Here is an 11,881-nt window from a genome sequence, read left to right as displayed (position 1 = left end):
CCTCCTCAGCGCCCCAACGCCTCATCGGCGCGCTCGCGGGCGTGGCGCATCAGGTTCTCAGCAGCGGGTCCGGACTGCCTTGTCTGCTCCTCACGCTCAAGTTCGTGTTCAACAAGTTCCTTGTCGAGATCGAGGAAGGTGAGGGGCTCGATGGTGTCTGACATCGCCTGGTCCAGCATCCCGTGGAGGGAGTGCTTGGTGATTGGACGACCACCCAGGCCAGCAACAACCTCATACATCGAGGTGTCCGCAGGGATTGCCGGGCGGATGTGGGCGCCGACGATGCCGCCGATACCCACCGAGAACGCCTTCTCTACCACGATCACCCGCTTCACGTGCGCCAGAGCTTCGCGTACCGCCTCAGTTGGGAACGGACGGAAACTGACGATTCCGAGGACTCCGACCTTCTCCCCCTTCGCGCGTCGTTCGTCAACGACGTCCTTGATGGTTCCGAGGACCGAGCCGAGGGCGATGACTACGGTTTCCGCGTCATCCAGCCGGTAGGGCTTAACCAGGCCGCCGGAGTCACGGCCGAAAATCGCCTGCCATTCCTTCTGGACTTCGGGGATGAGGTCGAGGGCTTGCATCTGGCGGTGGTGGGCGAGGTAGCGGACCTCGGTATAGGCTTCAGGGCCAACCATTGCACCGATGGAGAGCGGCTTGGCGGGGTCTAGAACCTGACGCGGTTCATATGCGGGGAGGAACCTATCAACGTCCTCCTGGTCTGGGATGTCCACGACCTCGACCGCGTGGGTAAGAATGAAGCCATCCATGCAGACCATGACGGGAAGTGAAAGTTCTTCGGCGATTCGGAATGCCTGGACGTGCAGATCGGCCGCTTCCTGATTGTTCTCAGCATAGAGCTGCAGCCAGCCGGAATCGCGTTGACTCATGGCGTCCGTGTGGTCATTCCAGATGTTGATCGGGGCCCCGATCGCGCGGTTGGCCACCGTCATGACGATGGGAAGTCCGAGGCCGGAGGCGTTGTATACCGCCTCGACCATGAATAGTAGACCCTGGGAAGCGGTTGCCGTGTAGGTTCTCGCGCCGGACGCCGAGGCGCCGATACAGGCGGACATGGCACCGAACTCAGACTCCATGTTGATGTATTGGCAATTCCCGAGCTTGCCCTCCTTATACAGGGCCGACAATGCCTCAACGATGTGGGTTTGGGGGCTGATTGGGTAAGCAGCAATCACCTCGGGATGACAGTGCGAGACCGCCTTCGCCATTGCCTGCGAACCCTCGATTTGCTCAAGCATTGCCACTTTCCTTTACGAAGTCGTATGCGGCTCTGGCCGCGGACGCGTTCGAGTCGCCGAGTCTGCCCTTGAAGCGCTGGTGGATTGCGTCTTCGACACTGCTAATGTCAACGAGCTTTGTGTATGCGGCCATTGCCCCCAAAAGCGCCGCATTGGGGAGGGGCCGACCAACGTGTTCACGAGCGATCTCCGAAGCGGGGACGGTGATGATCTTGTCGCCGACAGCGGTGTCGATTAGCCCCTCGTCCCTCAGTTCCTGAACGGAGCGGCCGGTGTTGATGAGCGCGTATCCGTCCGGTTTCATCCCCGAGAAGACGTCCATTACCGACAGCAGCGTCGGGTCCTGAACGATGACTATGTCGGGTTCGAGGACGGGTTCGCGCGTCCTGATCTCGCTGTCGGAGACACGGCAGAAACTAACTACGGGAGCGCCAGTGCGTTCCGAACCAAACGATGGAAAGGCTTGTGCGTGGTGTCCTTCTTTGAAGGCTGCCATAGCCACCATGTCGGATGCGGTAACGACTCCTTGGCCTCCTCGCCCATGGATTCGTATTTCGACCATGTTTCGAGGGTAGGACTGAAGTCAGACCTCAAAGACATTGCGAGGGAAATTAGCAAGATTGCAACGAAAGCAAAGGGTCGCCGTTTGGTCCACAAGCCGTGACAGACGCCATATTAGTAACACTGGCGTCAGGGATTTAGGTCTCCCTCAGGAACCGAACAGGACAAACCGCACCGCCTTCGACGCGAATACCCTCGCCATTGTTTATGCGATAGTATTTGCTATCATCCTTATGTGGACACGGGAACGCTTGAATTACGAGCAAAGGAAGCGGAGCGGCTTCTAACCGAAGGGCGCAATCAACTCGTCGCTGCGGTTAGAGAAGCTCACACATCCGGGATGTCTCAACGTGAGATCGCGAAGGCCGTTGGCAGAAGCCAGCCGGAAGTGAACCGCCTCATTCGGTTCCATGGTCACAGCCAGGGCGGCATCTTGCTACGTCGAAACTTGTCGGAACTCCGGGCGATACTCACCTTGGAGGGACTTTCCAATCCCCGCGTGTTCGGATCGACTGCGAGAGGACAAGATACCGAGGGCTCGGACATAGATCTGCTGGTGACGCCAAGCATGCCCCTTAGCTTGATGGATCAGGCCAGGATTGGTGAGCGTCTCCACGATCTGCTCGGGGTGCCCGTTGACCTGGTTCTTGACAATGCACTTCGCGCAGATCTTCGAGATCAAATACTGAGTGAGGCGGTACCGCTGTGAAGATGACCGAAGTGGAGTTATTTGAGGAGGCGCTTGTCCAGCTAGCTAAGATACTCGAGTATTCCAAGCGCAATTTGGAGGACGAAGTTGTAGTCGATGCGATCGCGCTTCGGTTAGCAACAATGATCGATACTCTTTCGCGTTTGTCTGAGTTGACTCTTATGGAGAGCTTTGGCGAAAACTGGAAACTGATGCGTGGGATGCGCAATCGAATAGCTCATGGATATATGACCGTCGATCCAGAGGCGGTTGCCGCAACGGTTCAAAAGGACCTCCCCCAAATAGAGAGCGCTATTCGGAGTTACCTCTCCGATTCAGCTTAGGAACTGAGAAGGGAGACACCGCTTCGAACCCGTCCGCGCCTAAACACGGCTAGAAATCTCCCGGGGCCGGGATCGTTGCCATGTTCGCGAAGTGTGCTTGCGCACCCTTGAAAACGACCGGGATCGTATCAGTCGGCCCATTCCTGTGCTTTGCCACAATAATGTCTGCCTCTCCCGGACGATCATCCGGATCGTAATACTCCGGCCGGTTCAACAGAATAACCACATCCGCGTCTTGTTCGAGCGAGCCCGACTCGCGCAGATCAGCCAGCATCGGTCGGTGATCAGCCCTCGCCTCGGGCCCACGATTCAACTGAGCCACAGCCACCACTGGAACGTCGAGTTCCTTCGCCAACAGCTTCAGGGACCGCGAGAACTCACTAACCTCTTGCTGCCTCGACTCAACCGCGCGACCTGACGACATCAGTTGCAAATAGTCGATTATGACCAGCCCGAGGTTACTCTGCTGCTTCAGGCGGCGGCATTTTGAGCGGATCTCATTCATTGACATGTTCGGAGAATCATCAACGAATAGCGGCGCAGACGAGATCTCTGAGACCCGCTTCGACATGATCTTCCAGTCGTTTGCATTCATGTCTCCTGAACGCATCTTCGAGAGCCAAACCCCCGTCTCCGCTGAGAAAAGACGCATTGCGATCTCCGAGCGAGACATCTCAAGAGAGAACACCGCGACCGGGATGTCGCTATGAATTGCGGCCGCCCTGGAGAAGTCGAGGGCCAGTGTCGATTTACCCATTGCCGGGCGCGCAGCGATGATGATCATCTGACCCCCGTGCAGACCCTGCGTCAGGCGATCGAGGTCCGCAAACCCGGTTGGAACACCGTTCAACTTACCTTTGTTGGCGGCAATGTCGTTGAGTTCTCCGAGCGCCTCCTCCGACAGTGTCGCAAGGTCAACGTAATCTTGACCGCTACGCGACTCGGAGACTGCCATGATCTCGGACTGCGCCAAGTCCAAAAGTCCGTCGACTTCTCCACCATCCTCGGCATAGCCGAGTTGGACAATCCGCGTTCCCGCACTCACCAATCCGCGAAGGCGCGCCTTGTCGCGAACGATCTGCGCGTAGTAGGTAGCGTTCGCTGCGGTCGGCACCATCGCCACCAGAGTGTGCAGGTAGGCGGCTCCTCCGATCCGACCCAACGCACCCTCGCGTGACAACTGCTCAGCAACAGTTATCGGATCGGCTGGCTCACCCCGCGAATACAGCGCCAGGATCGTGTCAAAGACAGTCTCGTTTGCCGGCTTGTAGAAGTCGGTACCCTTGAGCATTTCGCCCACGTCACCAATGACGTCCTTAGACAGAAGCATTGATCCGAGAACCGACTGCTCGGCCTCGGGAGCTTGAGGCGGGATGCGGTCAAATGAATCGCTGTCCAAATCCGCTCTCCTCTACCACTGCCTGATTCTCACCAACATACAGCCAGTGTTCGCAGGATAGGGATCGGCGGCGCATAACGCCAATTCTCAATGTGGATAGAGTGTGAAGAACTAGGGACAATCATGTTACGAACTGTGAATTAACTGTGGAGCAAATGAGGATAGCGTAGTGGTCTTGTTGACGATAGAGGACCAAACACGGACTTTCATGTTTTTCGAAATAGGCTCAATCCCTAGAAAAAGCCCTATCCACAGACCAGTCCACAGCCTGGGGATAAATATTGGAGACGAAATTGGTGGAAATAGATGAGTGAGTCGAATTCGGGGGATAACAACCCTAGACCGCAGGTCGATAGTTCAGCGCGGGGCATCCTCGCACTGGCAGTTCCCGCACTCGGATCCCTCGTCATTGAGCCGCTTTTGACTCTCATCGACTCGGTCATGGTCGGGCACCTTGGGACCGCACCACTCGCCTCCCTTTCGCTCGCTTCCACCATCCTCACAACCCTGGTCGGAGTCTTTGTCTTTCTCGCCTACTCGACCACCGCGATCACCGCTCGCGCTCTGGGTTCGGTCAAACCGAATGAGGGTATCCGCGGGGGTATCGAAGCAATGTGGCTCGCCCTAGGACTCGGAATTGTCCTGGTTATTGCCCTTGTCGCCGGAGCCCCCTGGGTGGTTTCAGTAATGGGCGCCGAGGGTGAGGTGGCAGTCGGTGCCATCACCTACCTCCGCGCCGCATCTTTCGGGATGATTGGGATGCTGGTTATCTTGGCGGCCACCGGTACCCTTCGGGGTCTGCTTGACATGAAAACTCCCCTCTACGTTCTGGCCATCGGCTCGGTCATCAACGTCATCCTCAACGCCACTTTGATTTATGGAGCGGGACTGGGGATCCTTGGCGCAGGAATCGGACTTTCAATCACCCAAACGCTGATGGCAGCAATGCTTGTTTTCAAAGTTGCCAGTCAGGCCCGCGAGCGCGGGGTGAAACTTCATCCTTCTACCTCAGGGGTTCTCTCGTCCGCGTCCGAGGGCTTTCCTTTGTTCATCCGAACCATCTCACTTCGTGCGGCTCTGTTGGCAACTGTGTTTGTGGCGACGAGAGCCGGCATGCTGGCTCTCGCCGGTCACCAGGTAGTCAACTCAATCTGGTCAATGACGGCGTTCGCCTTGGACGCGTTGGCCATCGCAGCGCAATCATTGGTTGGGGTCTCACTAGGTGCGGGTCGCCGTGATGAACTCCGATCCCTTGTACGCAGACTCACGCTCTGGGGACTAGTTGGAGCCGGGATACTGGGACTGCTGGTCGCGATCACCTCCCACTGGTTACCTCTGCTTTTCGGGTCAGATCCGCAGATGCACACTGTCGCGAGTCGCGGTCTTTTGATCGCGGGGCTCCTTATGCCCATAGCCGGAGTGGTGTTTATCCTCGACGGAGTGCTTATCGGAGCAGCCGAGGGACGATATCTGGCGAAGATGGGCCTACTGACCCTAGTTCTCTACCTGCCCGCGCTGGGTGGCCTCATGTGGTGGATTTCCATGCACGAACCGCTGGATGCAGCCGGACAAACCATTGCACTCGGCTGGCTGTGGGTCGCGTTCGCCGGATGGTTCATGCTTCTAAGAGCAATAGCCAACGCCATCAGAGCCTTCTCTGACAGAATGGGTGAACTCCAGACGACGAACTAGGCGCGGCGGCCAAGACTCGTTTCGTCCCGCGCAGGACTTCCGCCTGATATAGAGCGGTGTGACGGGACCCTCTTGTTCCTAGTGCTCTTTCCCGGTGATTCCACCTCGTATCCCCTGTAAAGTAGATCGCTGGGTCTGTCTTCGCACGCGTGAATCAGATCCGGTCGCAAGACCCTCCTGTCACGGACCGTCCGTGACCGCATAGACCGTAGGAGGTTGGGACATTTGCGTAAATATGAACTAATGGTCATCCTTGACCCCACCATTGAGGAACGTTCAATCGGCACCTCGATGGAGAAGATCCTCCGCCAAGTAACTACCGAAGGCGGAACTGTGGACAACATCGATGTCTGGGGTAAGCGTCACCTCGCTTACGAGATCCAGAAGCACTCCGAGGGCTACTACGTGGTTGCTGACCTAACCTGCAGCTCCGACATGGCCAAAGAGATCGACCGTCAGCTTGGCCTGAACGAGTCGGTTCTTCGAACCAAGCTTCTGCGCCGCGACCAGAAGTAGCACTCACAAGGGAGTTCGACTCATGGCAAACGACACTGTAATAACCGTTGTTGGAAATCTGACTGCCGACCCGAACCTGCGTTACACGCAGTCCGGAGCCGCAGTTGCTGACTTCACCGTTGCGTCGACTCCTCGTACCTATGATCGAAACTCCGGTCAGTTCAAGGACGGGGAAACCCTGTTTTTGCGTTGTAGCGTTTGGCGCGACTACGCAGAAAACGTTGCTGAGTCCCTCTCGAAAGGGGTGCAGGTAATCGTTCAGGGACGCCTGGTTCAACGCCAGTACACACCTCGTGATGGCGGAGAACAGAGAACCGTAGTTGAACTGCAGGTCGACGAAGTCGGCCCAACACTTCGTTGGGCGAAGGCTCAGGTGCAGAGGACTCCCCGACAGGGCGGCAGTAACTTCGGTGGCAATGGTGGAAACCAATCCGGGAACTACTCGGCTCCCGCGTCCCCCAGCAGTGAGTTTTCCAAAGGTGGCTTTGGAGCCCCTGCAGGCGGTCAGGTCGATGATCCGTGGGGCGCTCCCGGGAACGCCGACTTCGATCAAGACCCACCGTTTTAGCGAACATCAGATGCGCACCGTGAAGTAGTGGACGGGCGCGCAACCCACAGATTCTTCCAAAAACATAAGGAGACCAACTATGGCGAAGCCAGCTCTTCGCAAGCCGATCAAGAAGCGCGTCGCTCCGGCGCGTCACGTAAAGCTCGGCGAAATTGATTACAAGGACACCGCTCTGCTGCGCAAGTTCATTTCGGACCGCGGCAAGATCCGCGCACGCCGCGTTACCGGTGTCTCCGTTCAGGAACAGAGGAAGCTTGCCAAGGCGATCAAGAACGCCCGCGAGATGGCCCTGCTCCCCTACTCGTCCTCCGGACGCTAGAAACTCGGGAGGAACGCGAAATGACAACCAAACTAATCCTCAACCGCGACGTTGAGCGCCTAGGCCAGGCCGGAGACGTTGTCGAGGTGAAGGACGGCTACGCACGCAACTATTTGGTCCCCCGCGGATTTGCAACGCGTTGGACTAAGGGTGCGCAGAGGCACATCGACCAGACTCTTGAGCAACTCCGTAAGCGCGAAATTGCCAGCGTTGAGGATGCCATCGCCCTTCGTGAACGTATCGAGGAATCGCCTGTCGTCGTTATCACCAAGAAGGCTGGTAGCACCGGCCGTCTGTTCGGCGCAGTCACCGGCAAGGACATCGCAGCGGCTCTCGCTGAGAAGTTCTCTGTGCCCTTCGATCCTCGTAATGTCGACACCACCAATGCGATCAAGGCAACCGGATCATTCCCGGCGACCGTGAAGCTACTGGGTGATGTCGTTGCAAACGTAGAGGTTACCGTGGAGGCCGCGGAGTAGTCCGCTATAACTCCAAACACCGAAAAGTCCCCCCGAACCGGAATCGCTCGGTTCGGGGGGACTTTTGTGTGGACTCGGATTGCGTTCGCGCCTCACACTTTCATCAGCGACGCATTGCCGTCTAGGGTCAGGGCGTCGGACGGGGGTTCAGGTGCCCCGAAAGGCCCCTCGAACCGTAGCAAGCCCCTCGACGCAGTCGTGGGTTGCCCCTCTATGACTGGGGTTCCTCAGGCTTCGCGACACACTGCCCATCAACCAAAACCTCATTCTCACCACAAGTCACCGGGTCAACGGGCTTCGCGACACACTGCCCATCAACCAAAACCTCATTCTCACCACAAGTCACCGGCTGGACTGGTTGCACGACACACTGCCCATCAACCAAAACCTCATTCTCACCACAAGTCACCGGCTGGACTGGTTGCACGATCTGCGGCTTTTGAACCACGGTCGCGTCAAACCAGTCGAACTGCGCCATCGGGAACTTATCGAGGATCAACTGCATGTAAGCAACCCACACGTCCGCGGGCGGCCCGTAGAACGGTTGCCCGTTGATGTACGGAAGCGAGAGTTCCTCACCATTCGGTCCGACGTTGTACATAGAAACCGCTGTGGTGATCTGCGGAATGAACCCAATGAACTGGGATGAACGGAAGTCCTCCGACGTACCGCTCTTGCCGGCAGTTTCACGGTCAATGACGGCAACGGCCTCTGCGGTGCCCCCCTCCTGGGTCACTGATTTTAGAGCTGGCAGGAACATTGAAACCGTCTTAGAAGAGAAAACCTGCTCCCATTCATTCACGGCTTTGAACACCGTGTTTCCTCTTGAGTCTTTGACCTCATCCACGATATGCGGATCAACTCTGTAGCCGCCGTTTGCCAGCGTTGAGTAGATGCGAGCTAGGTCAACATTATGCGGGGATGCAGAGCCGAGAATATTTCCGATTTCAGGGGATAGACCTGGCGTGTCTTCTGGTAGCCCCGCTTTAAAGAGGGTGTCCATGGTCGTCTGCGCCCCAACCTTGGTGCTGACATCCATAAACGGAGTGTTTAGAGACTTCTGAACGGCCGTGTTCAAGTTGACCTGTCCATATGACAGACCCTCCGCGTTCTGGACCTCGACCTCGTTATTCGGCCCAAAGGTTCTCGGGGAGTTTCCGTCGAACAGGTCCTCCATCGACCCGCCACCTTCTAGGTATGGAATCAAGGAGAACGGCTTGAACGTTGAACCGGCCATCGCGCGTTCCTGCGTCGCCGCGTTTATCTGTCTTTCCTGGTAGTCCGGGCCCGCGTACTCAGCGAGAATCGCCCCGGTCTTGTTGTCCAGAGTCGTCAGGGCGACGTGAAGCGTGTCTGGCATACCCTCAGGAAGGTTTGTCGATGCCTCAACTGCGGCGGCCTGCATGTCCTTATCGATGGTCGAAATAATCTTCAAACCACCAGCGTCCAGGTCTTGAGTAGTGAAGCCCTCGGTACCTATAAGCTCGTCACGGATCTGTTGTAGCAGGTAGCCATTGGTGCCCTTCATCGAAGACTGTCCATCCGACGGAGGAATCGTCTCAGGGAAGACCTGCTGATCCGCCTCGGCCTGTGAAATCCACCCGTCCTCGACCATTAGGTCCAGAACTCTTTGCCAACGTTGCTTCGCCATGTCGGGATCCACGGCTGGGTCCCAGTTGCTCGGCGACGGAATGATTCCCGCGAGCATCGCCGACTGAGAAAGCGTCAGTTCGGATGCCGGGGTCCCGAAGAATACTTTTGAGGCAGCCTCAATTCCATTGGCTCCGCGACCAAAGTAGATCGTGTTCAGGTAGTTCGCAAGAATTTCACTCTTCGACTGGGTCCGATTGATCTTGATGGCCATTACGGCCTCTTTGGCCTTGTCCTTATAGCCGTATGTCTCCTGACCAAAGTAGGTTTCAACATACTGCTGAGACAGAGTCGAGGCCCCCTGCCTCGGTCCTCCCCGCACGTTGTTAAGGAACGCACGCGCGATGCCCTTGATATCTACGCCCTGATTGGTAAAGAAGGTTCGGTCCTCAGAGGCGACAACCGCTTGACCCACGTAGTCGGGCAGTGCTTCTGCGTCAATGATTGTCCTGTTTACTTCGGCGAAGGTTCCCATCTCGGTTTCGCCGTCGCTGTAGTAGACAGTGGTTGCCTGTGCCAGAGCAAACTCGCTTGGAGCCGGAATGGTGCTCTTTGAGTACATGTAGAGGAACAGCCCGGCCCCTCCGATGATGCCCAGAAGGAAGAGGATGAGGATACCGAGCGCGATGCGCTTGCCCCACTTGCCCTTCTTCTTAGTCTTGTCGGAGCTATCGGAACCTTGATCGAGGTCGAACACCTCATCCACCGACGGAGCTTTCGCCGAGTTGCCATGAAGCTTTGCTACGCGGCTTCCTGGCGGCGGAGGTGGTGGCGTCGACTGATACGGACTGGATGAGCCCGCGACCTGTTCGCTGTGGCGCGACGGATAATTTGAGGAAGTCACTCATTCTCCTTGAAACCTATTGCTGCATAAGAGTAACTGCGGCAATCGGTCAGGTGATGGCAACTGTGACCAATTAGCGGGACTCGCCCTTAGCGAAATTCCGCTGGTTCCACCACTCAAGAAGACGTTTAGTCGCCTCTTCCTCTCCCAAAGGCCCCTCGTCCATACGTAGCTGAAGTAGGTACTTGTAGGCTTCGCCCACTTCGCGTGAGGGCTCCAGGTTGAGCAGTTTCATTATCTGGCTGCCGTCCAAATCGGGACGGATCGAGTCAAGTTCCTCTTGCTCTCGGAGCTCCGCAATACGGGTCTCAAGGTCATCGTAGGCCGCTGAAAGACGCTCGGCTTTGCGGCGATTCCGGGTCGTGCAGTCAGCTCGCGTCAGACGATTAAGTCTTTCAAGCTGATCCCCCGCGTCGGTAACGTAACGCCGTACAGCAGAGTCTGTCCATGCGCTTTCGCCATAACCGTGGAACCTCAAATGTCCGGCAACTAACTCGGTGACCGCCTTCGTCGTCGCTGTATCGAACCTGAGTTCCTTCATCCGCTTACGGGTCATCTTGGCGCCGACAATCTCGTGATGATGGAAACTGACCTTCGACCCGTGGAAACGTCTTGTTGCAGGTTTTCCGACGTCATGCATCAAAGCTGCAAACCGCAGGACGAAGTCGGGTCCCGGCACTGCCCCGTCCGGCCCTGTCTCCAGGTCGATTGCCTGGTCTAGGACGGTGAGGGTGTGTTCGTAAACATCCTTATGCCGACCGTGCTCGTCCACCGTTTCAACCAGCCCCGACACCTCAGGTAGGACAATATCCGCCACTCCCGTGTAGACCATTAGCTCTATGCCTCGCCGTGGCTCTGGGCTGATGATCAGTCGCTCAAGCTCTGCTTGGATTCGTTCAGCCGAAACGATGCGTAACCGATCCCGTTCCTCCGACATCGCGGTCATTACGTCGTATTCAACGTCGATGCCCAGTTGAGCCGCGAATCGGGCCGCCCTCATTATCCGAAGTGGATCATCCCTAAAAGACTGGGTCGCCGTCACAGGAGTCTTCAGTAATCCTGTCGCCAAATCCTCAAGTCCACCGTGGGGATCGACAAGTGCCATCGACGGAAGTCGCATCGCCATCGCATTGACGGTGAAGTCACGCCGCGACAAGTCTCCTTCAAGCGTCTCCCCATAGGTCACAGCGGGCTTACGGGAATCCTCCTGATACTCCTCGGTTCGGTATGTCGTCACCTCGACTTCGATCGGCCCCTTCTTCGCCGCGACAGTTCCAAATGCCCGACCGACATCCCAAGTCTTTCCACCCCACTGCCTCAGGATTCGCTCAGTCTCCTCGGGACGCGCCGAAGTGGTCAGATCAAAGTCGTGTGGGACAATCCCCAAAAAGGCGTCACGAACCGGGCCACCCACCAGGGCAATCTCGTGGTCGGCCTCCACGAACAGATCCGCTAGTTCCATCACAGACCGCGGCAAATCAGCAAAAGCGGACTGCGCGTTAGCCAGCAGCGCCGGGATGTCCCCGGCTCCAACCAAGGAAGGCGCGTGTTCTACCAAG

12 protein-coding genes are annotated in these 11,881 nt (G+C 57.1%); 7 read left to right on the top strand and 5 right to left on the bottom strand.

Features of this window, described 5'->3' with window-relative positions; all coding sequences use genetic code 11:
* Positions 1 to 5 precede the first annotated feature (5 nt).
* Positions 6 to 1,262, bottom strand: a complete 1,257-nt coding sequence (locus tag U6G28_03875) for a transketolase C-terminal domain-containing protein (protein ID WRS30833.1) — start codon at positions 1,260 to 1,262, stop codon at positions 6 to 8.
* Entirely contained in the window at positions 1,255 to 1,824 is a 570-nt protein-coding gene (locus U6G28_03870) for a 2-oxoacid:acceptor oxidoreductase family protein (GenBank protein ID WRS30832.1), read from the bottom strand. The genes U6G28_03875 and U6G28_03870 overlap by 8 nt, the downstream gene beginning before the upstream one ends.
* A 234-nt stretch (positions 1,825 to 2,058) precedes the next feature.
* On the opposite strand from U6G28_03870, the gene U6G28_03865 reads away from it, so the two are divergent.
* Both U6G28_03865 and U6G28_03860 read left to right on the top strand, forming a co-directional pair.
* On the top strand, positions 2,059 to 2,532 hold the full coding sequence (locus U6G28_03865; protein ID WRS30831.1) for a nucleotidyltransferase family protein: 474 nt from the start codon (positions 2,059 to 2,061) through the stop codon (positions 2,530 to 2,532).
* Between the two features lie 2 nt (positions 2,533 to 2,534).
* On the top strand, positions 2,535 to 2,855 hold the full coding sequence (locus U6G28_03860) for a HepT-like ribonuclease domain-containing protein (protein WRS31189.1): 321 nt from the start codon (positions 2,535 to 2,537) through the stop codon (positions 2,853 to 2,855).
* A 49-nt stretch (positions 2,856 to 2,904) separates the two neighbouring features.
* Here U6G28_03860 and dnaB read toward each other — a convergent pair whose 3' ends face one another.
* Positions 2,905 to 4,254, bottom strand: a complete 1,350-nt coding sequence (gene dnaB / locus U6G28_03855; GenBank protein WRS30830.1) for a replicative DNA helicase — start codon at positions 4,252 to 4,254, stop codon at positions 2,905 to 2,907.
* A 306-nt stretch (positions 4,255 to 4,560) separates the two neighbouring features.
* Between dnaB and U6G28_03850 the strand changes: the two genes are divergently transcribed.
* From U6G28_03850 to rplI, 5 genes are all read left to right on the top strand, one after another.
* On the top strand, positions 4,561 to 5,946 hold the full coding sequence (locus U6G28_03850) for an MATE family efflux transporter (protein WRS30829.1): 1,386 nt from the start codon (positions 4,561 to 4,563) through the stop codon (positions 5,944 to 5,946).
* A 225-nt stretch (positions 5,947 to 6,171) separates the two neighbouring features.
* Positions 6,172 to 6,462 (top strand): 30S ribosomal protein S6, encoded by a 291-nt coding sequence (gene rpsF / locus U6G28_03845; protein WRS30828.1) that lies wholly within the window; start codon positions 6,172 to 6,174, stop codon positions 6,460 to 6,462.
* Positions 6,463 to 6,484: 22 nt separating this feature from the next.
* Positions 6,485 to 7,030 (top strand): single-stranded DNA-binding protein, encoded by a 546-nt coding sequence (locus U6G28_03840; GenBank protein WRS30827.1) that lies wholly within the window; start codon positions 6,485 to 6,487, stop codon positions 7,028 to 7,030.
* Between the two features lie 79 nt (positions 7,031 to 7,109).
* A complete protein-coding gene (gene rpsR, locus U6G28_03835) occupies positions 7,110 to 7,349 on the top strand; it encodes a 30S ribosomal protein S18 (protein WRS30826.1) in 240 nt (79 codons plus the stop codon).
* Between the two features lie 20 nt (positions 7,350 to 7,369).
* A complete protein-coding gene (gene rplI / locus U6G28_03830; protein ID WRS30825.1) occupies positions 7,370 to 7,828 on the top strand; it encodes a 50S ribosomal protein L9 in 459 nt (152 codons plus the stop codon).
* A gap of 211 nt (positions 7,829 to 8,039) precedes the next feature.
* Here rplI and U6G28_03825 read toward each other — a convergent pair whose 3' ends face one another.
* Positions 8,040 to 10,322 (bottom strand): transglycosylase domain-containing protein, encoded by a 2,283-nt coding sequence (locus U6G28_03825; protein ID WRS30824.1) that lies wholly within the window; start codon positions 10,320 to 10,322, stop codon positions 8,040 to 8,042.
* A gap of 73 nt (positions 10,323 to 10,395) precedes the next feature.
* Positions 10,396 to 11,880 (bottom strand): CCA tRNA nucleotidyltransferase, encoded by a 1,485-nt coding sequence (locus U6G28_03820; protein WRS30823.1) that lies wholly within the window; start codon positions 11,878 to 11,880, stop codon positions 10,396 to 10,398.
* Position 11,881 lies beyond the last annotated feature (1 nt).

The organism is Actinomycetaceae bacterium MB13-C1-2 (assembly GCA_035621235.1).
Classification (GTDB): Bacteria; Actinomycetota; Actinomycetes; order Actinomycetales; family Actinomycetaceae; genus Scrofimicrobium.
The sequence above is the reverse complement of the archived record's forward strand: the minus strand, read 5'-3'. Positions and strand labels throughout refer to the sequence as shown.

Excerpts from the sequence above, each read along its gene's own strand:
- U6G28_03875 (WRS30833.1), bottom strand. The coding sequence starts at position 1,262 with ATGCTTGAGCAAATCGAGGGTTCGCAGGCAATGGCGAAGGCGGTCTCG.
- U6G28_03870 (WRS30832.1), bottom strand. The coding sequence starts at position 1,824 with ATGGTCGAAATACGAATCCATGGGCGAGGAGGCCAAGGAGTCGTTACC.
- U6G28_03860 (WRS31189.1), top strand. The coding sequence starts at position 2,535 with ATGACCGAAGTGGAGTTATTTGAGGAGGCGCTTGTCCAGCTAGCTAAG.
- U6G28_03850 (WRS30829.1), top strand. The coding sequence starts at position 4,561 with ATGAGTGAGTCGAATTCGGGGGATAACAACCCTAGACCGCAGGTCGAT.
- U6G28_03840 (WRS30827.1), top strand. The coding sequence starts at position 6,485 with ATGGCAAACGACACTGTAATAACCGTTGTTGGAAATCTGACTGCCGAC.
- rpsR (WRS30826.1), top strand. The coding sequence starts at position 7,110 with ATGGCGAAGCCAGCTCTTCGCAAGCCGATCAAGAAGCGCGTCGCTCCG.
- rplI (WRS30825.1), top strand. The coding sequence starts at position 7,370 with ATGACAACCAAACTAATCCTCAACCGCGACGTTGAGCGCCTAGGCCAG.